Source organism: Variovorax soli, assembly GCF_031454625.1.
GTDB classification, from domain to species: domain Bacteria; phylum Pseudomonadota; class Gammaproteobacteria; order Burkholderiales; family Burkholderiaceae_C; genus Variovorax; species Variovorax soli_A.
Genome location: NZ_JAVDRF010000010.1, coordinates 94165 through 119750, shown reverse-complemented (window position 1 = coordinate 119750; position 25586 = coordinate 94165). Strand labels below are relative to the sequence as shown.

The following is a 25586-nucleotide window of genomic DNA, read 5'->3' as shown; positions in this document are numbered from 1 at the left end:
CCCTGTTACTCGATGTTCTGCACCTGCTCGCGCATCTGTTCGATGAGCACCTTCATGTCCACGCCGATGCGGGTGAGCTCGAGCGTCGCCGACTTGGACCCCAGCGTGTTGGCCTCGCGATGCAGCTCCTGGATCAGGAAATCGAGCCGCTTGCCGATTTCGCCGCCCTTTTTGACCAGCCGTTCGATTTCTTCCAGGTGCGAGCCCAGGCGCGTGAGCTCTTCCGCGACGTCGATGCGAATCGCGAAGGCCGTCGCTTCGGCCAGTGCGCGGTCTTGCGCGGACTCTGGCGGGGTGGTGCCGCCGCTCGCGCCCATCGCTTCTTGCCAGCGTTCCAGGAAGCGGCTGCGCTGCTGCTCCACGAGTTGCGGCACCAGCGGCAGCGCTTGCGCCACGAGGGCGCGCAGCCGGGCCAGATGGTCCTGCAACATCTTCGCGAGGCGTGCGCCTTCGCGTTCGCGCGAGGTCATCAGGCCTTTGAGCGTCTTCCCCGCCAGCTCGGACAACTCGGGGCCCCAGTCGCTCCTTGCCGTGGTGTCGCCGGCTGCCAGGCGCAGCACGTCGGCCACGCTGAGCTCGCGTGCGGTTGGCAGCCAGGAACGGATGCTGTCCTGCAGGCCATTGAGCCGCTGCAGCAGCTTGGTCGAGGGATCTCCGATGCCCCCTGCGGCGCCGCTCTCGATGGCCGCGCGCAATTCGACCTTGCCGCGCTTGAGCTGCGCCGTCAGCAGCTCCCGCAGCATCGGCTCGTGCTGGCGCAGCTCTTCGGGCAGCTTGAATGTGAGGTCGAGAAAGCGGCTGTTGACGGAGCGGATCTCCACTCCGAGCCGGCCTGCGCTCGTGCTTCGCGGCTCGGCCTCGGGGTGACCGCTGCCCGCGGCGCTCTGGCCGCTGGCATAGCCGGTCATGCTGTAAACTGGCATCGCGCCTCGCTCTTGAATTGGTGTGCACGCCCCGAGACAAACGGCACCGCCTTCGCTTGCCGCACATCCGCCTTAGGGCGAAACTCCCGGATTATGTCAAAGGTCAAACCTTCGCCCTTGCTGCCCGACACGGTCATTGGCGGTTATCGAGTCGTGCGTCGCATCTCCGCAGGTGGATTCGGCGTGGTCTACCTGGCCGTCGACCACAGCGGTCAGCAGGTCGCGATCAAGGAGTACCTTCCCTCCTCGCTGGCGACGCGGGGGACGGGTGAACTCTGTCCCCAGGTGCCGCCCGAGAAGCTTTCGCTCTACCGGCTCGGGCTCAAGAGCTTTTTCGAGGAAGGGCGCTCGCTCGCGCAGATCTCGCATGCCTCGGTGGTCAGCGTGCTCAACTTCTTCCGCGAGAACGAGACCGTCTACATGGTCATGAACTACCTGGAGGGAGCCACCCTGCAGGACTTCATCGTGACCGCGCGCGACCTCAAGAAGCAGAAGGTCTTCCGCGAATCGACCATCCGCTCACTGTTCGACGAGATCCTGCGCGGCCTGCGGATCGTGCACCAGCACAAGATGCTGCACCTGGACATCAAGCCCGCCAACATCTTCGTGACCGATGATGATCGCGCGGTGATGATCGACTTCGGCGCCGCGCGCGAGGTGCTTTCCAAGGAGGGCAACTTCATCCGCCCGATGTACACGCCCGGCTTTGCCGCCCCCGAGATGTACCGCCGCGATTCGTCGATGGGCCCGTGGACCGACATCTATGCCATCGGCGCCTGCATCTACGCGTGCATGCAGGGCTATCCACCCAACGACGCGCCGCAGCGCATCGAGAAAGACCGGCTCGGCCTGTCGCTGTCGCGCCTGCGCGGCATCTATTCCGACAACCTGATCGAGGTGGTCGAGTGGTGCATGTCGCTCGACCCCTTGTCGCGCCCGCAATCGGTCTTCGCGTTGCAGAAGGAGCTCAGCCGCGAGGGCGAGCGCCGTTATACCAAGCTCACCGTGAGTGAGAAGGTCCGGCTTTCGATCGACAACATGCGCTCCTTCGAGAAGAAAGGCCTCCCCAAGGCCGCAGCCCCCACCACACGTCCGGCATGAAATTTTCCGTTTTCCAGGTCAGCCGCAAAGGCGGCCGTCTCAAGAACGAAGACCGCATGGGCTACTGCTACACGCGCGAGTCCGGCCTTTTCGTTCTGGCCGATGGAATGGGCGGACATCCGGAAGGCGAAGTGGCCGCCCAGATGGCGCTGCAGACCATCGCGGCCCTGTACCAGCGCGAGGCGCGGCCGATGGTGAAAGACGTGAAGGCCTTTCTCACGGCATCGGTCATGGCCGCGCACCAGCAGATCATGCGCTACGCGGGCAACAAGGGCATGCTCGATACGCCTCGCACGACCGTGGTCGTGGCGGTCCTGCAAGGCACCACCGCCACCTGGATCCATTGCGGAGACTCCCGGCTCTATGTGATTCGCGACGGCGAACTTCTGGTGCGCACGCGCGACCATTCGCATGCCGAGCGCCCGCGGCCCGGTGGAGCGACGAGCTCGGAGGTGGTCAACCGCAACCTGTTGCTGACCTGCCTGGGGTCGCCCACGACGCCCCTGTTCGACATCTCCGCCCCGCTGCAGCTGCAGCGGGGTGATCGCATCATGCTGTGCTCCGACGGCTTGTGGAGCGTGCTGGACGAGAGCCTGATCGTGCGCACGCTTTCCTCCGGCAAACCGGTGTCCGATGCTGCGCCCGATCTTGCCGAGATGGCCCTGCGCAACGGCGGCGCCCACAGCGACAACGTGACGCTGATCGCCCTGGAATGGGAAACGCCGGATGCGCCGGGCCAGGCGCGCGGCGTGTCCACCGACAGCATCAGCGATGGCGTCTTCGCCTCCACCATCCAGGCGGGCATGCCGTCCGACAGCGAGCTCGACGACCTCGACGAAGACGCCATCGAGCGTTCGATCGCCGAGATCAACGAAGCCATCAAGCGCTCCTCCGCGGCACGCAAGCCCTGATCCTTCTTCTTTTCTTGGGTTGACATGACAGTTTTCGTACGAAGCGGCGACCGTGCCGCCGACCAGCTGCGTCCCGTTCGCATCACACGCGGCTTCACCATCCATGCCGAGGGCTCGGTGCTGATCGAGTTCGGCCAGACGCGGGTGCTCTGCACCGCCTCGGTCGAGGAAAAGGTGCCGCCGCACAAGCGCGGCAGCGGCGAGGGCTGGGTAACCGCCGAGTACGGCATGCTTCCGCGTGCGACCCACACGCGCAGCGACCGCGAAGCCGCGCGCGGCAAGCAGAGCGGCCGTACGCAGGAGATCCAGCGTCTCATCGGTCGCTCGCTTCGGGCGGTCTTCGATCTTGCCGCCCTCGGCGAGCGGACCATCCATCTCGACTGCGACGTGCTCCAGGCCGATGGCGGCACCCGCACCGCAGCCATCACCGGTGCCTTCGTGGCGGCGCAGGATGCGGTCCGGACGCTGCTGGCGGCCGGCACGCTCGCCGCTTCGCCGATCCGGAGCCATGTGGCTGCGGTTTCCGTCGGCATCGTGCAAGGCACGCCGCTGCTCGACCTCGAGTACATCGAGGATTCGGTCTGCGACACCGACATGAACGTGGTGATGACCGGCGCCGGCCATTTCGTCGAGGTCCAGGGTACGGCCGAAGGGGCCGCGTTTTCGCGCGAAGAGATGAACGCGCTGCTGCTGCTGGCCGAGAAGGGCATCGCCGAGCTGACCGCGCTGCAATCGCAGGCGCTGGCCGGCTGATGGAACGACGACGCGAGCGCGCCGGCTGCCCATGAAACTGGTCCTCGCCTCCAACAACGTCGGCAAGCTCGCCGAGCTGCAGCAGCTGTTCGCGCCCCTGGGCATCGCGCTGGTGCGGCAGGCGGAGCTCGGCGTCGGCGAGGCGGAGGAGCCCTTCTTCACCTTCGTCGAGAACGCGCTGGCGAAGGCGCGCCACGCCGCGGCCGCCACAGGCCTGCCGGCGATCGCCGACGATGCCGGCCTTTGCGTCGAGGCTTTCGGCGGCCTGCCAGGCGTGGCCACCGCCTACTACGCCACGCGCTTCGGCTACGAGAAGGGCGACGCCAACAACGTGCGTGCCCTGCTCGAGCAGATGGCGGGCATCGATGATCGCCGCGCCGCGCTGGTCAGCACCCTGGTGGCGCTGCGCAGCCCGGAGGACCCCGAGCCGCTGATCGCCGTCGGCCGTGCCGCCGGCCAGATCACCCGTGCGCCGATCGGCGAGAACGGTTTCGGTTTCGACCCCGTGATGTGGCTGCCGCAGTTCGGCAAGACCTTCGCCCAACTGCCCCCCGAGTTGAAGAACGCCCATAGCCATCGTGGCCAGGCGGCACGCGCCATGTTGGCGTTGATGCGGGAGCGCTGGACATGAGCCCTGCGATCGCGATCGCCCAGGAGCGCGCGCAGGCGCGCAGCGGCGACGCCGAGCACGCGAACGACGTGCTGCACTGGATGCGCCCCGGACCCCTGCAGCTGTCGGCGCTGCCGCCCCTCTCGCTTTACGTCCACCTGCCCTGGTGCCTGCGCAAGTGCCCCTATTGCGACTTCAATTCGCACGAGTGGCGCAGCGATAGCGCCGAGGCGCCGCTGCCCGAGCAGCGCTACCTCGATGCACTGATCGCCGACCTCGACGCGGCCCTGCCGCTGGTCTGGGGGCGCAGCGTGCACAGCATCTTCATCGGCGGCGGCACGCCCAGCCTGTTCTCGCCGGCCTCGATCGACCGCTTGCTCAGCGATCTGCGGGCCCGGCTCAAGCTCGCGCACGAGTGCGAGATCACGCTGGAGGCCAATCCCGGTACCTTCGAACGCGACCGCTTCCGCGGCTACCGCGCCGCCGGCGTCAACCGGCTGTCGGTCGGCGTGCAGAGCTTCAACGACGCGCACCTGAAGGTGCTCGGCCGGGTGCACGACCGCGCTCAGGCCATCGCTGCGGTCGAGGAGGCGGCCCAGGCCTTCGATACCTTCAACCTCGACCTGATGTATGCGTTGCCCGGCCAAACCCCCGACGAGCTCGACGCCGACTTGTCGCAGGCGCTGGCGCTCGCGCCGCCGCACCTGTCGGTCTACCACCTGACGATCGAGCCCAACACCTATTTCGCCAAGTTCCCGCCGGTGGTGCCGGAGGACGACGTGGCCTATGCCATGCTCGACCGTCTCAGCGAGCGCACCGCGCAGCACGGCCTGGAACGCTACGAGATCTCGGCCTATGCGCGTGCCGGCCATCGCTGCGCGCACAACCTCAACTACTGGCAGTTCGGCGACTATCTCGGCATCGGCGCCGGCGCGCACAGCAAGCTGAGCTTCGCGCATCGCGTGGTTCGGCAAGTGCGCTTTCGAGAGCCGCGGCTCTACATGGACAACGCGCTGGCGGCCGGTGCGGTCGCCCAGTGCGAGGAGGTCGGCATCGCCGAGCTGCCCTTCGAATTCATGCTCAATGCGCTGCGACTCAAGGAAGGCTTCACGCTGGCGCAGTTCGGTGAGCGCACGGGGCTGGCCGTCACCGCCATCCAGCGCGGGCTGGAGGAGGCGGAGCGCAAGGGCCTGATCGAGCGCGATCTCGCGCGGGTCTGGCCGACCGCCCGCGGGCTGGACTTCCTGAGCGACCTGCAGGCCATCTTCCTTCCCGACAGCTGAGACAATCAGCGACGCCATGCCGACCCGAACCTTGCCGGAAGAAGAAGTCATCAAGCGTCGTTCGCGCGGGCGGCCCAGCCCCGAGCAGGCGGTGGCCTTGCGCGAAGCTTTCCTCGGCGCCGCGCTCAGGTCCTTCCTCGAGCACGGCTACGCCGCCACCAGCATCGAGGCCATCGCCCGCGATGCCGGTGTGGCCAAGATCACCATCTACCGCCAGTTCGAGAACAAGGAGGCCTTGTTCCGCGAAGTCGTGCACCGTGCCGTGAGCAGCGCCCGCGAGACGATGCAGGCCACCCTCGTGCGCTCCGGCGCCGACGAAAGGCAAGTCCTGCTGGACCTGGTCGAGCGCATGTACCTGGGCGCCACCGAGCCACAGACGCTGGCGCTGCTGCGACTGGTGATCGCCGAGGCGGTGCGCTTTCCGGAGCTCGCGAAGTCGCTGTACGCCGAGAACAGCTATGTGCTCGCGCCGGTGGTCGAATATCTTGCCGAGGCGCACCGTGCCGGCAGGCTCTACGTGCCCGATCCCGAACTGGCCGCGGTGCAGCTCTCGACGCTGGCCTTCGGCGGCGTGCGTTTCTTCATCTCGAAACCGCTGGCGGGGCCCGAGGAGCGCCGCACCTGGGCCGAGGGCGTGGTGGACCTGGTGCTGCGTGGCTGGACGCCGGCCCCTGCCGCAGTCACCGCGCGTGATGGACCGGCCGAAGCCAGCGACTAAAATTAGCGCCCCGTGCTCCTGGAGCGCGGGCAAGACCACAGGAGAGTTGGGTGAGTGGTTTAAACCAGCAGTCTTGAAAACTGCCGACGGGCAACCGTCCGTGAGTTCGAATCTCACACTCTCCGCCGTTCACCCGCGCCGCACCCCCCGTACTGACTGGCGCGCCGGCGCTGGCAGGCAGATAATCCATCCCCGCGGCCGTACCGGGAGCCGCGTACCCCGAGCAATGAAATTCTGCGTGCACCGACGTAGAGCGAAGTCTTCGTTTCCCGGCCCTCAAAGAGGACGACCACATGAGTTCATTGCAGAAATTGCTGCCGGCCTGCGAGCCGGCGCGCAGCGAAGCTCTGGCGTTGCTGGCCAAGACGCATCACGTGTCTCGGCACTTGGTCAAGGGCATTGCGAGACGGGGGTTGGCCCCGGCCGGCGTGCCGCAGCCCCAGCAACAACAGCAAGAGCCCGCGCCGATGGCGAAGTCGCCGCCAACGCCTCCCCAGCTCGGTTGACCCCTGCATTTCTCATGTCCTGGGGCTGCGTCCCCAAGATGCGGTTACCGGCAGGTGAGCGAGCGGGTGCCACGGCGGCTCACGCCCTCCCGCTGCGCGGACCCTCGATCGCGCGCCGTAGCGCTGCCCGCGCCAGCAGCCGCGTGGAGTCGAAGGTGGGCAGCGGCGAGTTGGCGTCGCCGATGATCAGCGGGATCTCCGTGCAGCCGAGGATGACGGCTTCGCAGCCTTCGTCCTTCATCCGCCCGATGACCTGCTGGAAGCGCGCTACGCTGCGTTCCTCGAAGCGGCCATAGACCAGCTCGTCCATGATGATGCGGTGGGTGTCATCGCGTTCCGCCTCGTCGGGGCGCACGCAGGCCAGGCCGCGTGCCGCGAGCGCCTCGGGATAGACCTCGCTGTCGACCAGCCAGCGCGTGCCCGTCAGGCCCAGCCGGCCGAAGCCCCGGGCGACGGCTTCCTGGGCCACGACCTCGGCGATGTGCAGCCAAGGCAGCGGCGAACGCGCCGTGATCATTGGCAGGGCCTGGTGGATCGTGTTGTCGGGACAGACCAAAAAGTCGGCGCCGATCTGCGCGAGCTTGCGGGCGGAGGTCAGCATCAACTCGCCCACGCCGGCGAGGTCGCCGCGGTCCAAACATGCCACGTACTCGGCCAGCGAGGGCGTGTGCATCGAAACCTCGGGGTGGGCATGTGGGCCCAGAAGCCGGGCGCCCTCCGCGCAGATCGTGCGATAGCAGAGGGCCGCGCCTTCGGCGGAGCAGCCGACGATTCCGATGTGCTGGGGCATGGGTGGGGGCTTGCGTCAGTGCTGAAGGCGCTATTGAAACGCGATTCCCCACGGCGCGCCCTTCGCCGCGCAGCGCTTGCAAGGCCGCCTAGAAACCGCCCGACTGGAAGTCCGTGCTTCGCAGGCGGATTTCGACCCGCGGGTTCTCGCGGTAACGGGCCGTAGCCAGGGCGTCGATGGAGTCGGCGTTGCGGTCGTAGGTGCTCACCAGCTCCGATTCGCCGTCCGCCGCGTGAAAGCGGTCGTGCAGCACCTCTTCGTCGATCCTGGCGATGATGCGCGCGCCGTCGTACCCGTCGGGGTAGATGGCGAACTGGACGCTGCCAGCCGCGGGAAGGAAGATTGCTTCGGAAGCCATGGGAACTTTGGTATTCGTATGGCAGTATCGGATGTCCCGGTTCAGCAAAAAATAGGCCTGAAGGTCTATGCGTCTTACAGAGCGTGACTTATTTCACAATCGCAGCGCTTTCAAGACTGGCACGCCAAGCTTCCCGATCAGCCGAACTTCCTGCTGCGCGCGCCACTCAGACCCGGCTTTGCTTTTGCCGTCTGCCATGCGTCGCCCCATCGTTTTTTGCCCCCTCCGTCCGATCCTGTTCGCCGCGCTCCTTGGCCTGGCGGCCGGTGTCGCGCAGGCCCAGGCACTGCCGGCCGGCGTGCGCCTGGGCATGACGGCCCAGGAACTGCAAGCCGCGCTGCCCGGACTGGAGCGCGTGCAACGGCCGCAGCGTCTCGCGGGTGGCCTCGCCGGCCTGTGGCGCGGCGCGCCAGCACCCATTGCGGGCCTGCTCTTCGAGCCGGTTTTCTACCTGGCCGACGGGCAGTTGCGGCGGATGGAGTGGGTGGCGGCAGCGCAGGTGGCGCCCGACTTGGGCGCGGCGGCTTTTGCAGAGCTGGTGGCCTGGGGCCGCAGCCGGTTCGGCCCAGAGTTGGCCTCCAGCGACCCGGGGAGTGCCTACGCGGCCTGGACGCGGGACGACATCGACGTCTACGCCCAGCACGTCCACCACGCGCGCAGCGCCAGCGTCCGGCTGGTCTACAAGGCGCGGCAGCTCAGGGACGCGAACGAGCTCTGAAGGCGCTGGGAAGACGCAGGGAAGGAAGCCTCCTAGCCGGGTTCATTCACGGTGTCCGAGGCGGTCGTGCGACTTCAATGCTCCGCCAGCATGCCCCGCTCCTCGATGAAGGAGACCACGTCGGCGAGCCCGTCCTTCGTCTTGAGATTGGTCATCACGAACGGCCGCTGCTTGCGCATGCGCCGGGTATCCGACGCCATCACCTCGAGGTCGGCGCCCACGTAGGGCGCGAGGTCGGTCTTGTTGATCACGAACAGGTCGCTCTTGGTGATGCCGGGGCCGCCCTTGCGCGGAATCTTCTCGCCGGCCGCGACGTCGATCACGTAGATCGTCAAGTCGCTGAGCTCGGGGCTGAAAGTGGCAGCCAGGTTGTCCCCGCCGCTCTCGACGAAGACCACGTCGGCATCGGGAAACTCGGCCAGCATGCGGTCGATGGCCTCGAGGTTGATCGAGGCGTCCTCGCGGATCGCGGTATGCGGGCAGCCGCCGGTCTCCACGCCCATGATGCGCTCGGCCGGCAGCGCGCCGGCCACCGTCAGCAGGCGCTGGTCTTCCTTGGTGTAAATGTCGTTGGTGATGGCGATCAGGTCGTATTTGTCGCGCATCGCCTTGCAGAGCATTTCGAGCAGCGTCGTCTTGCCGGAGCCGACCGGGCCTCCGATGCCCACGCGCAGCGGCGGCAGTCTCTTGGTGCGATGGGGGATGTGGTGCAGGGCGGAGCTCATGGATGCGGGTTCAGCTTCTGAAAAGTCGCGAGTACTGGGTTTCGTGTCGTGCCGACAGCACGGCGAGCATGGGAGAAAAAGCCTGGCGCTCATCATCCGCCACCGCGAGCGCCCGGTCCACTGCAGCGGGAATTTCTGCGGCCAGGCGGCCGAGGATGCGCTGGCCGGCGCTCTGGCCCAGCGGCACCGCCTTGACCGCGGCCGCCGCCATGTTCTCGGCCCAGCCGAAGGCGAAGGCCAGGCAGGCGTCGCGGACCGAGGCTTCGGTGCGGCTGGCCGCAAAGGCGAAGGCCAGCGGATAGCTGGCGGGCAGCGCGCCGAAAACCGCGGCGGCATCGGCGTGCCGGAGCTTCAGCCACTCGACGAAGGAGCGGCCCATCTGCTCGGTCTGCAGGCGGAACTCGGCCGATTCGCGCGTCTGGAGCACCCAGTCGTTGAGTTCGCCGATGCGCGCGATCTCGCCGCTGCGCCAGGCGGGGATCGCTTGCACGACGACGGCCAGGTCGCTGCGCGCGAGGCTCAGGTGGAGCTGGCCGGCCAGCCATTCGGAGGCTGCTTCCTCGTTGCCGACGCCGGCCCATTCGATGGCGGCCTCCAGGCCTTCCGAGTAGGAGAAGCCGCCGACCGGCAAAGCCGGCGAGGCCAACCAGATCAGCTGCAGCAGGCTGGCCGCAGTCAGGGCGCCCGGCGCTTCAGCCATCAATGCGAATGGCCGTGGCCATGCGCGTGGTCGTGCGAAGGGCCGTGGTCATCTGGGGCCCGATCGTGCGGATGCGGCGCGGCATAGGCGTCCGGATGCAGCACCGGTCCGACTGGCGCGCCGCCGTGCGAATGTCCCTGCGCGCCATAGGCGCCACCTTCGGGCTCGAAGGCTTCCTCCGCCTCGCGCACGATCAGGTGCATCGAGCGCAGCATGCCGGCCAGGACATGGTCGGGCTCGATCTTCAGGTGATCGGGCTTGAGCTCGATCGGCACGTGCCGGTTGCCCAGGTGATAGGCCGCGCGCATCAGGTCGAAGAGCGTGCCGTGCTCGCTGCAGTGCGTGATGACCAGCACCGGCTGCTTTGCAGCGATCACCTTGACGAGCGAGCCGTCTTCCGCCACCAGCACGTCGCCGCCTCGCACCGTGGTGCCGCGCGGCAGGAACACCCCGAGCTGGCGGCCCTGGGAATCGGTGGCGTCGAAGCGGCTCTTCTGGCGCACGTCCCAGTCCAGTTCGACCGTGGCGGCGCGCTTGAGAAGCACCGGCGCGAGGCCGCCGCCCTGGGGCATGAGTTTGTTGGCTGTGAGCATGGACAAAAGAGAAAGATTCGAGGTGGCGGATGTTCGCCTGTCGCGTGCACTCAATGGGCGGGCGATCGAATGCCGCCCCGGGCTGAAACGACCGTCGTGGTGTTCGGCTCAGAACAGAAAGTATCGCTGAGCCATCGGCAACACCACCGCCGGATCGCAGGTGAGCAACTGACCATCGGCCCGCACCGCATAGGTCTGCGCATCGATCTCCATCTTCGGCGTGTGGCTGTTGTGCACCATGTCCTGCTTGCGCACCCCGCGGATGTTCTTCACCGCGCTCAAGGTCTTCGACAGGCCATAGCGCTCCCCGATGCCCGCCGCCAGTCCGGCCTGCGATACGAAGGTCAGCGAGCTCTTCGCCAACGAACCGCCGAAGGCGCCGAACATCGGCCGGTAGTGCACCGGCTGCGGGGTCGGAATCGAGGCGCTGGGGTCGCCCATCGCCGCCATCGCGATGCTGCCGCCCTTGAGGATGGTGAAGGGCTTGATGCCGAAGAAGGCGGGCTTCCACACCACCAGGTCGGCCCATTTGCCGACCTCGATGCTGCCCACCTCGTGCGAGATGCCGTGCGCGATGGCGGGGTTGATCGTGTACTTGGCCACATAGCGCCTGGCACGTGCGTTGTCGTTGCGGCTGCCGTCCTCGGGCAGCTTGCCGCGCTGGGCCTTCATCTTGTGCGCCGTCTGCCAGCAGCGCAGGATCACCTCGCCGACGCGGCCCATGGCCTGGCTGTCCGAGCTGAACATGCTGATCGCGCCCAGGTCGTGCAGGATGTCCTCGGCCGCGATGGTCTCCTTGCGGATCCGGCTCTCGGCGAAGGCCAGGTCCTCGGGAATCCCGGCGTCGAGGTGGTGGCAGACCATCAGCATGTCGACGTGTTCGTCGAGCGTGTTGACGGTGTAGGGCATCGTCGGGTTGGTGGAGGAGGGCAGGAAGTTCGCCTCGCCCACCACGCGCAGGATGTCTGGCGCATGGCCGCCGCCCGCGCCTTCGGTATGGAAGGCGCAGATGGCACGGCCCTTCACCGCCGCGATGGTGTTCTCGACGAAGCCCGACTCGTTCAGCGTGTCGCTGTGGATCGCCACCTGCGTATCGGTGGCGTCCGCCACGTCCAGGCAATTGCTGATGGCGGCCGGGGTGGTGCCCCAGTCCTCGTGCAGCTTGAGGCCGATCACGCCGGCGTCGATCTGCTCGGTCAGCCCCGCCGGCAGGGTCGCATTGCCCTTGCCGAGAAAGCCGAGGTTCATCGGGAAGGCGTCGGCGGCCTGCAGCATGCGCTCGATGTGCCAGGGGCCGGGCGTCGCGGTGGTGGCGAAGGTGCCGGTGGCCGGGCCGGTGCCGCCGCCCAGCATGGTGGTGATGCCCGAAGCCAGGGCCTCCTCGATCTGCTGCGGGCAGATGAAGTGGATGTGACTGTCGATGCCGCCCGCGGTCACGATCGTGCCTTCGCAACTGATGACCTCGGTGCCCGGGCCGATCACGATGTCCACGCCCGGCTGCACATCGGGATTGCCGGCCTTGCCGATCGCGACGATGCGGCCGCCTTTCAGGCCGATGTCGGCCTTGACGATGCCCCAGTGGTCCAGGATCAGCGCATTGGTCATGACGGTGTCGACCACGCCCTCGGCGCGCGTGCGCTGCGACTGCGCCATGCCGTCGCGGATGGTCTTGCCGCCGCCGAACTTGACTTCCTCGCCGTAGCCGCCGGCGCGCAGGGTGTAGTCCTCCTCGACCTCGATCACGAGATCGGTGTCGGCCAGCCGCACGCGGTCGCCGACGGTAGGACCGAAGATTTCGGCGTAGGCACGCCGGCCGATGGTTGCCATGTGCTAGAGCTTTCCTTGAACCAGTCCGCGAAAGCCGTAGACCACCCGGTCGCCCGCGAAGTCCACCAGCTCGACCGTGCGTTGCTGCCCCGGCTCGAAGCGCACCGCGGTGCCCGAGGCGATGTTCAGCCGCATGCCGTGCGCGGCTCCGCGGTCGAAGTCCAGTGCGCCGTTGGTCTCGGCGAAGTGGTAGTGCGAGCCGACCTGGATCGGCCGATCCGCTGCATTGCGCACCACCAGTGTCAGCGTGCGGCGGCCGGGGTTGAGGACGTGCTCGCCCTCGTCCGTGATGAGTTCGCCGGGAACGATCATGCGAGGCCACCGAGCAATGCCATGCCGAAGATCGCGACCGCCGCGCCCGCGATGCGCGGCGCCCGGCGATGACGGTGGCGCAGCGTCCAGCCGATGGCGATGCCCGCGGCGTGCAGCAGCACCGTCGCGGCCAGCATGCCGGCCAGCGTGAGCGCGGCGCCCGATTCCCCCGCCAGTTCCCGCCCGTGCGCGACGCCGTGGAATAGTGCAAACATGCCAACCAGCGCCGCCGCAGCCCACGCCGGCAGCCGCTGCCGCGTCAAGACCAGCAGCCCTAGCACCAGCAGCGAGGCCGCGATCATGGGTTCGGCCGCCGGCAACTGCACGCCCGCCAGACCCATCAAGGCGCCGGCCAGCAGCATCAGCGCGAAGCCCAGCGGGGCCCACAGCAGATCGGGCCAGGGGCGGCGCGCGGTGAGCGCGCTCCACAGGCCCACCGCCACCATTGCGGCCAGGTGATCCGGCCCGGCGAGCGGGTGCACGAAGCCGGCTGCGAAGCCGTGGTGCAGGCCGGCATCGGCGCCGGTGTGGGCGGCCGCGGCCAGCGGCAGCGCGGCAATCAGGAGCAGGGGGACTCGGCGAAGCAGGCGGAGGGTCATGGTGTGCTGTTGTTGTTCAAACGATGGGCTGATGGACCGTGACGAGCTTGGTGCCGTCCGGGAACGTCGCTTCGACCTGGATGTCGGGGATCATGTCGGCCACGCCCTCCATCACGTCGGCGCGCGACAGGATGCTGCGGCCCTCGCTCATCAGCGCGGCCACGGTCTTGCCGTCGCGCGCGCCTTCCATCACGGCGGCGGAGATCAGCGCCACCGCTTCAGGGTAGTTGAGCTTCAGCCCGCGTGCGCGGCGCCGCTCTGCCAGCAAGGCGGCCGTGAAGATCAGGAGCTTGTCTTTTTCGCGCGGGGTCAGTTCCATGAGCGTGTCGGAGGGCTTGGTTGGCGGCCATTATGGGCAGCCTCGGGACATTGCAACAGTCGTGCCGGTGGCACGGAACCTGCACCCGGTGCGGCGTGGACGATCCGATTGCCGCCCCCCCGTTCGCCAGCGACGAAGCGCCGCAGCGCATCGTCAAGGTCCGGCGCGACTACAACAGCTGGGTCGCGCGCGAGACCCTCGAGGACTACGCCCTGCGCTTCACGCCGCAGCGCTTTCGTCGCATGTCGGAATGGCGCGTGGCCAGCACGGCCTTCGGCGGCGCGGCCTCCTTCCTGATCCTCGAAGCGGTCGGCGCCACGCTGCTGGTGCAGTACGGCTTCGTCAATGCGGCCTGGGCCATCCTGGCCACCGGGCTGATCATCTTCCTGGCCGGCCTGCCCATCAGCGTCTATGCCGCGCGGTACGGCGTGGACATGGACCTGCTCACCCGCGGCGCCGGCTTCGGCTACATCGGCTCCACGCTGACCTCGCTGATCTACGCCTCCTTCACCTTCATCTTCTTTGCGCTCGAGGCCGCGGTGATGGCCTATGCGCTGGAGCTGGCGCTGGGCGTACCGCCGGCCTGGGGCTACCTGGTCTGCGCGCTGGTGGTCATTCCGCTGGTGACGCACGGCATCTCGGCCATCAGCCGCTTGCAGGTCTGGACGCAACCCGTCTGGCTGCTGATGCTCGTGGTGCCCTTTGCCTACGTACTGGCGCGCGATCCTGGTGCGTTCGCGGGCATCGCGCACTACAACGGCCTGAAGTCGGGCCAGATCGGGTTCGACCTGCACCTCTTCGGTGCTGCGTTGACAGTCGGCATCGCGTTGATCACCCAGATGGGCGAGCAGGCCGACTACCTGCGCTTCATGCCGGTCCGCACCGCCGCCAACCGCGGCCGCTGGTGGGCCGGGGTGCTGGCGGGCGGCCCGGGTTGGGTTGTGCTGGGCGTGCTCAAGATGCTGGGCGGGGCGCTGCTGGCCTACCTCGCCATCGGCCACATGGTGCCGCCGGAGCGCGCGGTGGACCCGAACCAGATGTACCTGGCTGCCTACGAGTACGTGTTCCCGAAATACGGCTGGGCGGTGGCGGCCACCGCGCTGTTCGTGGTGGTCTCGCAGCTCAAGATCAACGTCACCAACGCCTACGCCGGCTCGCTGGCCTGGAGCAACTTCTTCTCGCGCGTCACCCACAGCCATCCGGGGCGGGTGGTGTGGGTGGTGTTCAACGCGCTGATCGCCTTCATGCTGATGGAGATGAACGTATTCGAGGCCCTGGGCGACGTGCTGGGCCTGTACGCCAACATCGCCATCGCCTGGATGATGGCAGTGGTGGCCGACCTCGTGGTCAACAAGCCGCTGGGGCTGTCGCCGCCGGGCATCGAATTCAAGCGCGCGCACCTGTGGGACATCAACCCGGTGGGCGTGGGCGCGATGGCGCTGGCCTCTGTGTTGTCCATCAGCGCCCACCTGGGCGCCTTCGGTCGGACCGCGCAGGCCTTCTCGGCGCTGATCGCGCTGGGCACGGCCTTCGCCGCCGCGCCGCTGATCGCCTGGGTGACCCGCGGCAAGTACTACATCGCGCGGGTTTCTGAACCGGGCGGCACCGCGCCCTTCGGGCCGGCCACGGGGCCGCGCGCGGTGCGCTGGGCGCGGGTCGAATCCGAAGCCGGCAGCTACCGGCGCCTGAGCACGCAGCGCTGCGTGATCTGCGAGCGCGATTACGAGGGCCCCGACATGGCGCATTGCCCCGCCTATCAGGGCGCGATCTGCTCGCTGTGCTGCACGCTCGATGCGCGCTGCGGCGACCTGTGCAAGCCGGCGGCGAGCCTGTCGGCGCAATGGTCGGGCGCCCTGCGATGGCTGCTTCCGCGCCGCGTCTGGCCCTACCTGGACACCGGCCTCGGCCATTTCCTGCTGCTGATGCTGATCGTCGTGCCCCTGCTGGCCGCGGTCTTCGGCGTGCTCTACCAGCAGGAGCTGCGCGGCATCGGCGAGAGCGTGCTGGCCGGCATGGCGCAGTCCACCGCCTCGCTGCGCTCCGGCTTCCTCAAGGCCTACATGGCGCTGCTGCTCATCGCCGGCATCGTCGCCTGGTGGCTGGTGCTCGCGCACCAGAGCCGCAAGGTGGCGCAGGAGGAGTCGAACCGCCAGACCCGGCTGCTGATGCGCGAGATCGAGCTGCATCGCGAGACCGACCGCGCATTGCAGGCGGCCAAGCAGACGGCCGAGCAGGCCCGGGAGCAGGCGGACCAGGCCAACCAGGCCAAGAGCCGCTACATCAGCGCCATCAGCCACGAGCTGCGCACGCCGCTCAACAGCATCCTCGGCTATGCGCAGCTCATGGGCGAGGACGCGGCCGTGCCGCCGCACCGGCGGCAGGCGGTGGCGGTGATCAAGCGCGGCGGCGAGCACCTGCTGTCGCTGATCGAGGGCACGCTGGACATCGCCCACATCGAGGCCGGCAAGCTCACCCTGCATGCCCGGCCCATGCAGTTCGCCGAGCTCATGAGCGAGCTGGCCGACATGTTCGAGCTGCAGGCGGCCGAGAAGGGGCTCGCCTTCCGCTTCGAGCCCGAAGGCGACCTGCCCGAGCTGGTGCGGGCCGACGAGAAGCGCGTGCGGCAGATCCTCATCAACCTGCTGGGCAACGCGATCAAGTTCACGGCCGACGGGCGCGTCACCCTGCGCCTGCGCTATGCGCGCGAGTTCGCGGCCATCGAGGTCGAGGACACGGGCCCCGGCATGTCGTCCGAGGAGCTGGGCCGCATCTTCGAGCCCTTCGCGCGCGGCGCCAGTGCGGGCCCGTCGGCGCCGGGCGCGGGCCTGGGCCTGACCATCGCGAAGATGCTGATCGACCTGATGGGCGGCGAGATGAAGGTGCAGAGCGCACCCGGGGCCGGCTCGCTGTTCCGCGTCCGCCTGTTCCTGCCCCGCGTGCACCAGAGCCCCGGCGTGGGCCGCCGCCGCATTGCGGCGGTGCCGGCGCCGCGCCCACGCCGCGGCTACGAAGGCCCGCGCCGGCGCCTGCTGGTGGTCGACAACGAGGAGGCCGACCGCGAGCTGCTCGTGCAGCTGCTGGCGCCGCTGGGCTTCGAACTGCGCACGGCGGCCAGCGGCCACGATGCGCTCGACCTGGTGGCGGCCGGCTGGCATCCGGATGCGATGTTCGTCGACCTGGCCATGCCCGGTATCGACGGCTGGGAGACCATCCGCCGCGCCCGCGCGCTCGGCCTGGCCGAGGCACAGGTGGCGATCGTCTCCGCCAATGCCTTCGACAAGCGCCTGGACAACGATGCCGGCATTGCGCCCGAGGACTTCTTCGTCAAGCCGGTGCGCCACAGCGAGCTGCTCGACTGGCTGGAGCGCCGGCTGGTGCTGCGGTGGAGCGACAACGCGGTGTCCTCGCAGCCCGCGCCGGCCGAGCCCGCCGGCACGCTGCCCGACGCTGCCCGCCTGCGCGCGCTCGGCGATGCGGTCGGCCTGGGATACTTCCGCGGCATCATGAACGAGCTCGACGCCATCGACGCCGCCCAGCCCGAGTGCGCGGCCTGGACGGCCGCCCAGCGCGCGCTGGCCCGCCAGTTCCAGTTCGAGGCGATGAGCCGCGCATTGGCCGCGGCGGGGAGCACGCCATGAGTGCCAAGGGCAGCGAGAGCCCGCCCCCCCTGCTCCAGAGCCTGCGCGAGCACGCCGGCACCGGCGACCTGGTGCTGATCGTCGACGACGTGCCCGACAACCTCGCCGTGCTGCACGACGCGCTGGACGAATCGGGCTACGCCGTGCTGGTCGCCACCAGCGGCGAGCAGGCGCTGCAGCGCGCGGCCCAGGCACGGCCCGACATCGTGCTGCTCGACGCGATGATGCCGGGCATCGACGGCTTCGAGGTCGCGCGCCGGCTCAAGGCCGATGCCGCGACCGCCCACATCCCGATCGTCTTCATGACCGGCCTGACCGAGACCGAGCACCTCGTCGCGGCGCTGGAGGCGGGCGGGGTCGACTACGTCACCAAGCCGATCAAGCCCAAGGAAGTGCTGGCGCGCATGAACGTGCACCTGCAGGGCGCCCGCCGGGCGCGGCAGGCCGCGCAGCAGGCCGGCCAGGCGCGCAATGCGCTCGATGCCTTCGGCTACGCGAGCTTCACCGTGCGCATGCCCGAAGGCCGGCTGATCTGGCAGACCGTGCTGGCCCGCGAGCTGCTGCAGCGCTACTGCGGGAGCAGCGCGCCGGCCACGCCGCCGGCGGTGCTGGAGTGGCTGCACCGGCACCTGCCCGATGCGCGGCAGCGCCACATCGAGCCGCCCGTGCTCGCCATCGCGCACGGGGCCGCGACGCTCAACCTGCGCCTGCACCAGCAGACCGGGCAGGACGAGGCGGGGGACGACTGGCTGATCATCATGCGCGAGGTCTCCGACTCGGCGGTCATCGAGGCGATGAGCCTGAGCCTCAAGCTCACCGCGCGCGAGGCCGAGGTGCTCTACTGGGTCGTCAAGGGCAAGACCAACCGGGACATCGGCGAGATCCTCGGTGCGAGCCCGGCCACCGCCAAGAAGCACCTGGAGCGCGTCTACGTGAAGCTCGGCGTCGAGACCCGCACCGCGGCTGCCGGCGTGGCGATCAAGCGCATCCGCGAGCTGCAGCCGCAGTTCGAGCTATGAGGGTCTGTGCGCGGATGAACTGACACGGGCCGCTTCTAGAATGCGCCGCCATGATCCGACGCGCACTCGCAGTCCCTCTCTGGCTGGCCGCGGCTTCCGCCCAGGCCGGAGGCCATTTCGAAGTGGACGACGCGGGCATGCTCGATCCCGACCGCTGCCAGTACGAGTTCTGGGGCACCCGCGTGCGCAGCGAGGACGCCACGCTGTGGCACCTCGGGCCGGCCTGCCGCGTCGGGCCCGTCGAGCTGGGGCTGAACATCGAGCGCATCTCGGCGCCCGGCGATACGGTCCACGTGCTCGGACCGCAGCTCAAGTGGACCTTCTTGGGCCAGGAGCCCGAGGCGCCGTGGAGCGCGGCCGTCTCCCTGGGCTTCGCTTCCCAACTGCCGCGGCGCGGCGGCCGCAGCGGCGGCCAGTTCGTCCTTCCGTTGACGTGGCGGGCCACCGACAGCCTGATGGTCCATGCCAACCTGGGCGCCGACTGGGCCACCGGCAGCGGCGAGCGCACCGGCCGCGGAGGCCTCGCGGGCGAGTGGGCGCTGAACGACACGGTCTCGCTGATCGCGGAACGCAACCGCGCCTTCGGCCTCTGGACCTCGCGCGTCGGCGCGCGCTTCAGCATCACGCCGATGATCAGCATCGATCTCAGTGCGGCGCGCACCGGGCCGGCGGGCGTGCGCAGCTTCTCGGTCGGGTTGAATCACGAGTTCGGGCGATAGCCGGGCTCGGCGCCTGCGCGGCGCCGTGCCTGGCGGGCGTGCCTCAGGCGCCGATCAGCGCACGGTAGTCCCGCCGCGTTGCGGGCGATACCGAATCCACCAGCTGCGCATACGAGGTCTTGTGCCGCGCCAGCATGCGTGCCGAGGCCACCGCCCGGGAGCGGCAGTACCAGTGGCAGGTGTGCTGCATCAGGAAGAGCTCGGCCGACATGGTGTAGGCCTTGCTCTTGGGGGCCTGTTGGAGGCTGTTGGCCGCCGTATCGGCAATGCCGCGCGCATGGATCGCCAGCGCGGTGCGCATGTCGAAGGTCTTCGCCGGGAACAGGGCTTGCGCGAAGGGCAGGGCCAGCGGCAACGTGCTCACGCGCGCGTCGGCGTCCTCGACCCGGGCGAAGTCAGCGGCGAAGCGCTGGAACTGGCCGGCGAGCGTCTGCTCGGTGGTGTCGAGCAGCTTCCAGATCTGCTCGCGCCGCTCCGGATCGTCCTCGCCCAGGCAGCGCAGGTAGCCCTCGGTCAGGTTTTCCATCAGCGTCTCGATCTGGTAGCGGCCCAGGTGGCTGGCCAGCAGCGCGATGCGCTTCTTTTGTTCGCGGGTCTTGTGCAGATAGGCGGCAAGCAGAAGCAGGGCCGTCAGGGTGAGGAGTTCCATGCAGTGTGTCCGTGCCGCGATGAGGCCGCAGCAAGTGTAGTGAGCGGGTGCTACGTCCTCATCGCAAGAGGTCGTCGAAGCCGCCGGGCGGCTCCAGCCGCCGGCCGCGCAGCACCAGGCGCAAGGGGCCGGGCATCACGCGGACGCGTTCCGGATGCAACGCATCTCCCGGATAGGCGGTGGCGCGGTGGCCGTCGATCTCGAAGGTCAGCGGGCGCACGACGCTGGGTACGCGGCCTTCTGCCTCCGCCATCATCGCGTCGACGCTGGCATGGCGCGCCAGGTGCGCGAGGCTCATGACCTGCGGCGCCGCCAGCGCGATCTCGCCCTCCCAATACCGCTCCAGCGCCGCGCGGGGGCGCAGCCAGGCGCTCAGCACGGCTTCGTGCGCGTCGTGCCGCGCCTCCTGGCCAACAGGGGCGCGGGCGATGAAGAAGCGCGTGTCGAAACGCTTCCCCGGCGAATGAAGGGCCTGCGGCGGCGTGATCCAGCGCGACCAGGGCCGCATGGCACCGGTGGCCAGTCGCCGGCCGAGGCGGCCGAGCATGTCGTTGAAGCTCAGGCCTGCGGCGCACAGCGCAGCGGCCTGCTCTGCGCCTGGGCCATCGACGCCCTCGGCCAGCAGCAGCCCGCATTCCTCGAAGACCTCGCGCACCGCGGCGACGTGGATGGCGGCCGCGGTGACTGCGTCGATGTCCGGGTCGCCCAGGCGCGCGTGCAGTCGCTCGGGCGCCTCGTCCAGGTGGGCCAGCACATCCAGCTGTGCATCCGCCGCATCCACCTTGCCGCCCGGAAAGACATAGGAGCCGCCATGCACGTCCGACAGCGCATGGCGCTGGATCATCAGCACCTCGGGCCCCGCGCCGCCGTCGCGGCAGATGAGCACGGTGGCCGCGGGGCGGATGGGGATGGGTGTTTCGGTCACGGGCGGGTTCATGGCATCAGATCTCCGCACCTTCCACCAGGAAGCGCACGCGCCGCACGCCCTGCCATTCGTCCGCGTCGAGGCGGAAGGCGATGACGACGCGCGGCGGCAGCGGCTCGGTGTGGCCGAACCAGATGCCGTCGACCGGCTGGCCCTTGTGCCTGAGCTTGAGCGCGAGGTGCTTCTCGCCCACCAGCCGCTGCGAGATCACCTCCACCTCCTCGCTGAAGGTGGGCGGCGCGAAGCCCTGGCCCCAGACCTCGCGGTGCAGCGTGTCGACCAGGTCCACGCGCAGGTACTCGGGGGCGAGCGGGCCGTCTGTGTCGATGCGGCGGGTCAGCGCCGACGTGTCGAGCCACTCGGCAGCGACGTGCGCGAGCGCCCGCTCGAAAGTCTCGAAGTGTTCCTGGGCGACGGTGCACCCTGCCGCCATCGCGTGGCCGCCGAAGCGCAGCAGCACGCCGGGATGGCGCTTGGCCACCAGGTCCAGCGCGTCGCGCAGGTGGAAGCCGGGGATCGAGCGCCCCGAGCCCTTGAGCTCGTGTTCCTTGCCCGGCGCGGCGCTGGCCGCGAACACGAAGGTGGGCCGGTGGTAGCGGTCCTTGATGCGCGAGGCCACGATGCCGACCACGCCTTCGTGGAAGTCGCCATCGAAGACGCTGATCGCTGCCGGCGGCGTCGCGCTGGCGTCCTCGTCGAACAGCGACTCGGCCAGGCGCAGCGCCTGCTCGCGCATGTCGCCCTCGATGTCGCGGCGCTCGCGGTTGATGCCATCGAGCAGGCGCGCCAGCTCCTCGGCGCGCGCGCTGTCGTCGGTCGTCAGGCATTCGATGCCCAGCGTCATGTCGGCCAGTCGCCCGGCCGCATTGATGCGCGGGCCGAGCGCGAAGCCGAAGTCGAAGGTGGTGGCCGCTGCCGAATTGCGGCCCGCGGCCTTGAAGAGGGCGGCCAAGCCTGCCGGCATGACGCCGGCGCGGATGCGGCGCAGCCCTTGGGCGACCAGGCGGCGGTTGTTGGCGTCGAGCCGGACCACGTCGGCCACGGTGCCGAGCGCGACCAGCGGCAGCAACGCGTCGAGCTTCGGCTGGGGTCTGCCGGCCCCCCGGCTTGCCGCTTCGTGTGCTTCGCCAGCCCCCGAGAGGGAGGCTCGGCCGCCTTGGGGCAGACCGGCATCGGTCGGTGGATCGAACACGCCGCGCGAGCGCAGTTCGGCGCGCAGCGCCAGCAACACGTAGAACATCACGCCGACGCCGGCAATGCTCTTGCTGTCGAAGCCGCACTCGGGCTGGTTGGGATTCACCAGCACGTCTGCCGCGGGCAGCGCCGGGCCGGGCAGGTGATGGTCGGTCACCAGCACCGCGAGGCCGCGCGCCTTGGCCGCGGCCACGCCCTCGACGCTGGCGATGCCGTTGTCCACCGTGATCAGCACGTCGGCGCCGGTGGCCGCCACGCGCTCGGCGATCGGCGGCGTGAGGCCGTAGCCGTCGACCACGCGGTCGGGGACCAGATAGCTCACGTGCTTCGCGCCGAGCAGGCGCAGGCCGCGCAGGGCGACGGCGCAGGCGGTGGCGCCGTCGCAGTCGTAGTCGGCGACGATGCACAGGCGCTTGTCGTCGCGGATCGCATCGGCCAGCAGCAGCGCGGCCTCGCGCGCGCCGCGCAGGCCCTCGGGCGCAAGCAGGCGCGCCAGCCCGTCGTCCAGCTCGTCACGGGTCTGCACGCCGCGCGCGGCGTAGAGGCGCGCCAGCAGGGGATGGACCCCGGCCTGCTCGAGCATCCACGCGCTGCGGGGGGGGATGGTGCGGGCCACGATCTTCATCACAGCGTCTCCAGCACGGCCGGCGCGCTGGCGCGCTGGAAGAGGGAGCGCGCCCAGCCCGCGAGGCCGCGCGGCTCCACGCCGAAACGGCGCGCAGCGCGGTCGCCGCACAGGGTGAGCATTACCCTGGCGCCCGCGTTGTACGCGGCCAGCAGTTCGGCGACCGGGCCCGCGTCGAGCGTGGCCCAGGCCTGCGCCCAGGCCGCGCCGTCGTCCCGCAAGGCCGCCTCGCGCAGGCCATCGGCGACCTGCGGGCCGGTCTGCATCGGCGCAGCGTCGAGAGGCAGATGCCCCGTGCCGCTGAGCCAGAAGGAATTGATGGGCGGCACGCCGCGCGCGGTGCGCTCGTCGTTGACGCGTTCGGTGTAGAGCAGCATCTGCATCTCGTTCTGGAGCCGGCGCAAGGGGCGGGCGCCGTCGGACAAGGGCGACCATTGCGCGATCGGATGGCCGATCGCGCGGTCGATCGAAGCGGTGGCCAGCCCGTCGAACATGCGGCCCCGCACCAGCCAGCGGCCCGGCGTGCTCGTGGCGTGCAGCGCGATGCCGTCCTCCTCGAAATAGGGTCGGGCGATGGCCAGCAGGGCTTCCGACTCCGCCGCGTCGATGCGAATCGCGCCGGGATCGCCGAGCAGCACGTCGTCGATGCCCACCTGCCAGTGGCACAGGGTGGCGATGCCCCAGCCGCCCTCCTCGCCGACGGCGCCGTCGAGCCCGGCCCGGCGTGCCTCCAGCGCGGCCCAGGGGATCTGCCCGTCGGGCGCGGCGATGCCCAGGGCCGCGGCCAGGGCGCGCTCGTGCGGCGGGGAGAGCGTGCTCTCGTCCTGCAGGTCCTCGTGCACCGGCGACAGGCGGGAGAGCAGGGCTTCGAGCCCGGGCAGTCGCAAGCCGTGCAGCGCCTTGCGGCATTCCGGCGTGCCGCGGCCGGCAAAGGGGATCAGGAGATGGGGCGACTCGGGAGCGGCAGGCATGGGCGTATTGTCCGGGATGCCACAATCGTCGAGATGTACGACCCCCATGCATGGCGGGAGGCCTGATGCCTTTCCCCTACGAACTGCAGCTCGGCTGGCGCTACACGCGCGCAGGCCGGGCGACGCGGCGCAACGGCTTCATTTCCTTCATCTCAGGAGTCTCCATGCTCGGCATCGCGCTGGGCGTGGCGGCGCTGATCATCGTGCTCTCCGTGATGAACGGCTTCCAGAAAGAGGTGACCGACCGCATGCTCGGCGTGATTTCTCACATCGAGATCTTCTCGCGCGACGGCCAGGCGCTGGCCGACATCGACGCCATCGCCGCGGCGGCGCGCAAGAACCCCAACGTGGTCGGCGTGGCACCTTTCATCGCCGCGCAGGCGCTGATTGCGCGCGGCGAGGACATGAAGGGCGCCCTGGTGCGCGGCATCGAGCCCTCGCTGGAGCCGCAGGTGACCGACATCTCCACCACCGCGCAGAAGGGCGCGCTGGCCAAGCTGGTGCCGGGCGAATTCGGCATCGTGCTGGGCGTCGAGCTGGCGCGCTCGCTCTTCGTGCAGCCGGGCGACCAGGTCACGCTGATCGCGCCGGGCGGGCAGGTCACGCCGGCCGGCGTGGTGCCGCGGCTCAAGCAGTTCACCGTGGTCGGCACCTTCGACTCGGGCCACTACGAATACGACTCGGCGCTGGCGATGATCCACGAGCAGGATGCGGCGCGCGTGTTCCGGCTCGAAGGGCCGAGCGGCCTGCGCCTGAAACTCAAGGACCTGCACCGCGCGCGCGAGGTGGCCGATGAGCTGGCGGTGACCCTGCCCGGCGAGTTCCTGATCCGCGACTGGACGCGCCAGAACAAGACCTGGTTCGCCGCGGTGCAGGTCGAGAAACGCATGATGTTCATCATCCTCACGCTGATCGTGGCGGTCGCAGCCTTCAACCTGGTCTCGACGCTGGTCATGACGGTGACCGACAAGCGCGCCGACATCGCGATCCTGCGCACCCTGGGATCGAGCCCGAAGAGCATCATGAGCATCTTCGTGGTCCAGGGGGCGATGGTGGGCGTGATCGGCACGCTGGCCGGGCTGCTGCTGGGCCTGGGCATCGCCTACAACATCGACGTGATCGTGCCGGCGCTGGAGCGGCTCTTCAACGCGCGCTTCCTGCCGCAGGACATCTACCTGATCAGCAAGATGCCCAGCGATCCGCAGCGGGGCGACATCCTGCCGATCGCGCTGATCTCGCTGGCGCTTTCTTTCGTGGCCACGCTCTATCCGAGCTGGCGTGCGAGCCGCGTCAACCCGGCAGAGGCGCTGCGCTATGAATGACGCCGTGACGCTCGGCGTGTCGTCGCGGTCCCCTGAGGCGGTGGCAAACGGCTTGCAGAGGCCCGGCGCCGATGGCGTCGTCCTGCAGGTCCGCGGCCTGACGAAGCGCTTCCACGAAGGCCGCATCGACCTCACGGTGCTGCACGGCGTCGACCTCGACGTGCGCGCCGGCGAAACGCTGGCCATCGTCGGCGCTTCCGGCTCCGGCAAGAGCACGCTGCTGCACCTGATGGGCGGGCTCGATGCGCCCACCAGCGGCAGCGTCGAACTGCATGGCAAGAACATCGCGCATGTGGATGCGGCCGAGCAGGGCCGGCTGCGCAACGCGCATCTGGGCTTCGTCTACCAGTTCCACCATCTGCTGCCCGAGTTCAGCGCCCTCGACAACGTGGCGATGCCGCTGAAGATCCGCCGTATGCCGCCCCAGCAGGCCGCCGACGCGGCCAGCGCGATGCTGGCCGCCGTGGGGCTGGCCGAGCGGGTGCATCACCGGCCGGCCGAATTGTCCGGCGGCGAGCGCCAGCGCGTGGCGATCGCCCGCGCGCTGGTGACGCAGCCCGACTGCGTGCTGGCCGACGAGCCTACCGGCAACCTCGACCGCAACACCGCCGACGGCGTGTTCTCGCTGATGCTGAAGCTGGCGCACGAGCGCCGCACCGCCTTCGTGGTGGTCACGCACGACACAGGGCTGGCCCAGCGATGCGATCGCGTGCTGCGGCTGGCGGCGGGGCGGCTGGACAACGGGCAGTGAAACCGGACCTCCGGGGGCAACGCTTTT

At 69.3% G+C, this 25586-nt stretch carries 27 protein-coding genes and 1 tRNA gene; 14 read left to right on the top strand and 14 right to left on the bottom strand.

From position 1 onward, the window contains the following. Positions 1–5: 5 nt before the first annotated feature. Positions 6–923 carry a YicC/YloC family endoribonuclease gene (locus J2739_RS20745; protein ID WP_309905097.1) on the bottom strand — a complete coding sequence of 306 codons (918 nt, stop codon included), beginning with the start codon at positions 921–923 and terminating at the stop codon, positions 6–8. 93 nt (positions 924–1016) lie between these two features. On the opposite strand from J2739_RS20745, the gene J2739_RS20740 reads away from it, so the two are divergent. The 8 genes from J2739_RS20740 (at position 1017) to J2739_RS20705 (ending at position 6805) form a co-directional block, all read left to right on the top strand. Continuing rightward, complete coding sequence (locus tag J2739_RS20740; RefSeq protein WP_106555885.1) at positions 1017–2024, top strand: serine/threonine protein kinase; 1008 nt, start codon at positions 1017–1019, stop codon at positions 2022–2024. After that, a complete protein-coding gene (locus tag J2739_RS20735; RefSeq protein WP_309905095.1) occupies positions 2021–2935 on the top strand; it encodes a PP2C family protein-serine/threonine phosphatase in 915 nt (304 codons plus the stop codon). The genes J2739_RS20740 and J2739_RS20735 overlap by 4 nt, the downstream gene beginning before the upstream one ends. 24 nt (positions 2936–2959) lie before the next feature. Beyond that, the gene (rph, locus tag J2739_RS20730) at positions 2960–3688 is read left to right on the top strand and encodes a ribonuclease PH (RefSeq protein WP_309905093.1); all 729 of its coding nucleotides are present in this window, start codon (positions 2960–2962) and stop codon (positions 3686–3688) included. A gap of 31 nt (positions 3689–3719) precedes the next feature. Next, the gene (rdgB, locus tag J2739_RS20725) at positions 3720–4319 is read left to right on the top strand and encodes an RdgB/HAM1 family non-canonical purine NTP pyrophosphatase (protein WP_309905091.1); all 600 of its coding nucleotides are present in this window, start codon (positions 3720–3722) and stop codon (positions 4317–4319) included. 80 nt (positions 4320–4399) lie between these two features. Further along, on the top strand, positions 4400–5581 hold the full coding sequence (gene hemW, locus J2739_RS20720; RefSeq protein ID WP_309905311.1) for a radical SAM family heme chaperone HemW: 1182 nt from the start codon (positions 4400–4402) through the stop codon (positions 5579–5581). Positions 5582–5597: 16 nt separating this feature from the next. Continuing rightward, positions 5598–6299 (top strand): TetR/AcrR family transcriptional regulator, encoded by a 702-nt coding sequence (locus J2739_RS20715; protein WP_309905089.1) that lies wholly within the window; start codon positions 5598–5600, stop codon positions 6297–6299. Between the two features lie 40 nt (positions 6300–6339). Beyond that, positions 6340–6424, top strand: a tRNA-Ser gene (locus J2739_RS20710). Positions 6425–6592: 168 nt separating this feature from the next. Beyond that, positions 6593–6805: a hypothetical protein gene (locus tag J2739_RS20705; protein ID WP_309905087.1), complete on the top strand. Its 213-nt coding sequence runs from the start codon at positions 6593–6595 to the stop codon at positions 6803–6805. A 79-nt stretch (positions 6806–6884) separates the two neighbouring features. Here J2739_RS20705 and J2739_RS20700 read toward each other — a convergent pair whose 3' ends face one another. Together J2739_RS20700 and J2739_RS20695 are read right to left on the bottom strand one after the other, a co-directional pair. Next, on the bottom strand, positions 6885–7595 hold the full coding sequence (locus tag J2739_RS20700) for an aspartate/glutamate racemase family protein (RefSeq protein ID WP_309905085.1): 711 nt from the start codon (positions 7593–7595) through the stop codon (positions 6885–6887). An 88-nt stretch (positions 7596–7683) separates the two neighbouring features. Next, positions 7684–7953 carry a DUF1488 family protein gene (locus J2739_RS20695; protein ID WP_309905083.1) on the bottom strand — a complete coding sequence of 90 codons (270 nt, stop codon included), beginning with the start codon at positions 7951–7953 and terminating at the stop codon, positions 7684–7686. Positions 7954–8149: 196 nt separating this feature from the next. On the opposite strand from J2739_RS20695, the gene J2739_RS20690 reads away from it, so the two are divergent. Continuing rightward, positions 8150–8671, top strand: a complete 522-nt coding sequence (locus tag J2739_RS20690) for a hypothetical protein (RefSeq protein ID WP_309905081.1) — start codon at positions 8150–8152, stop codon at positions 8669–8671. Between the two features lie 74 nt (positions 8672–8745). On the opposite strand, the gene ureG is transcribed toward J2739_RS20690, so the two are convergent. The 7 genes from ureG to J2739_RS20655 all read right to left on the bottom strand — a co-directional run bounded on the left by ureG (position 8746) and on the right by J2739_RS20655 (position 13746). Beyond that, complete coding sequence (gene ureG, locus J2739_RS20685; RefSeq protein ID WP_309905078.1) at positions 8746–9396, bottom strand: urease accessory protein UreG; 651 nt, start codon at positions 9394–9396, stop codon at positions 8746–8748. A 10-nt stretch (positions 9397–9406) separates the two neighbouring features. Then, the gene (locus J2739_RS20680; RefSeq protein ID WP_309905076.1) at positions 9407–10096 is read right to left on the bottom strand and encodes an urease accessory protein UreF; all 690 of its coding nucleotides are present in this window, start codon (positions 10094–10096) and stop codon (positions 9407–9409) included. Continuing rightward, entirely contained in the window at positions 10096–10689 is a 594-nt protein-coding gene (ureE, locus tag J2739_RS20675; RefSeq protein ID WP_309905074.1) for an urease accessory protein UreE, read from the bottom strand. The genes J2739_RS20680 and ureE overlap by 1 nt, the downstream gene beginning before the upstream one ends. A gap of 108 nt (positions 10690–10797) precedes the next feature. Beyond that, entirely contained in the window at positions 10798–12516 is a 1719-nt protein-coding gene (gene ureC, locus J2739_RS20670) for an urease subunit alpha (protein WP_309905073.1), read from the bottom strand. A gap of 3 nt (positions 12517–12519) precedes the next feature. After that, positions 12520–12825 (bottom strand): urease subunit beta, encoded by a 306-nt coding sequence (locus J2739_RS20665; RefSeq protein WP_309905309.1) that lies wholly within the window; start codon positions 12823–12825, stop codon positions 12520–12522. Beyond that, positions 12825–13427 carry a HupE/UreJ family protein gene (locus J2739_RS20660; protein ID WP_309905070.1) on the bottom strand — a complete coding sequence of 201 codons (603 nt, stop codon included), beginning with the start codon at positions 13425–13427 and terminating at the stop codon, positions 12825–12827. Before J2739_RS20660 ends, J2739_RS20665 begins: the two co-directional genes overlap by 1 nt. 16 nt (positions 13428–13443) lie before the next feature. Further along, on the bottom strand, positions 13444–13746 hold the full coding sequence (locus tag J2739_RS20655; protein ID WP_309905069.1) for an urease subunit gamma: 303 nt from the start codon (positions 13744–13746) through the stop codon (positions 13444–13446). Positions 13747–13778: 32 nt separating this feature from the next. On the opposite strand from J2739_RS20655, the gene J2739_RS20650 reads away from it, so the two are divergent. The 3 genes from J2739_RS20650 to J2739_RS20640 are packed head-to-tail and all read left to right on the top strand — an operon-like array spanning position 13779 to position 19122. After that, on the top strand, positions 13779–17384 hold the full coding sequence (locus J2739_RS20650) for a hybrid sensor histidine kinase/response regulator (protein ID WP_309905067.1): 3606 nt from the start codon (positions 13779–13781) through the stop codon (positions 17382–17384). Further along, a complete protein-coding gene (locus tag J2739_RS20645; RefSeq protein ID WP_309905065.1) occupies positions 17381–18403 on the top strand; it encodes a response regulator transcription factor in 1023 nt (340 codons plus the stop codon). The genes J2739_RS20650 and J2739_RS20645 overlap by 4 nt, the downstream gene beginning before the upstream one ends. 50 nt (positions 18404–18453) lie before the next feature. Further along, positions 18454–19122: a hypothetical protein gene (locus J2739_RS20640; protein ID WP_309905063.1), complete on the top strand. Its 669-nt coding sequence runs from the start codon at positions 18454–18456 to the stop codon at positions 19120–19122. A 43-nt stretch (positions 19123–19165) separates the two neighbouring features. Here J2739_RS20640 and J2739_RS20635 read toward each other — a convergent pair whose 3' ends face one another. Genes J2739_RS20635 through J2739_RS20620 form a run of 4 tightly spaced genes read right to left on the bottom strand, consistent with a single transcriptional unit; the run spans position 19166 to position 23486 of the window. Then, positions 19166–19771, bottom strand: coding sequence for a hypothetical protein (locus J2739_RS20635; RefSeq protein ID WP_309905061.1), 606 nt, complete (start codon positions 19769–19771; stop codon positions 19166–19168). A gap of 58 nt (positions 19772–19829) precedes the next feature. Beyond that, the gene (locus J2739_RS20630; RefSeq protein ID WP_309905058.1) at positions 19830–20708 is read right to left on the bottom strand and encodes an NUDIX hydrolase; all 879 of its coding nucleotides are present in this window, start codon (positions 20706–20708) and stop codon (positions 19830–19832) included. A 4-nt stretch (positions 20709–20712) separates the two neighbouring features. Continuing rightward, positions 20713–22515: a single-stranded-DNA-specific exonuclease RecJ gene (recJ, locus tag J2739_RS20625; RefSeq protein WP_309905056.1), complete on the bottom strand. Its 1803-nt coding sequence runs from the start codon at positions 22513–22515 to the stop codon at positions 20713–20715. Next, on the bottom strand, positions 22515–23486 hold the full coding sequence (locus J2739_RS20620; RefSeq protein ID WP_309905054.1) for a hypothetical protein: 972 nt from the start codon (positions 23484–23486) through the stop codon (positions 22515–22517). The genes recJ and J2739_RS20620 overlap by 1 nt, the downstream gene beginning before the upstream one ends. 65 nt (positions 23487–23551) lie before the next feature. Between J2739_RS20620 and J2739_RS20615 the strand changes: the two genes are divergently transcribed. Continuing rightward, positions 23552–24808, top strand: coding sequence for a lipoprotein-releasing ABC transporter permease subunit (locus J2739_RS20615; protein WP_309905052.1), 1257 nt, complete (start codon positions 23552–23554; stop codon positions 24806–24808). Further along, the gene (lolD, locus tag J2739_RS20610; RefSeq protein ID WP_309905050.1) at positions 24801–25559 is read left to right on the top strand and encodes a lipoprotein-releasing ABC transporter ATP-binding protein LolD; all 759 of its coding nucleotides are present in this window, start codon (positions 24801–24803) and stop codon (positions 25557–25559) included. The genes J2739_RS20615 and lolD overlap by 8 nt, the downstream gene beginning before the upstream one ends. The last annotated feature ends 27 nt before the right edge of the window (positions 25560–25586 follow it).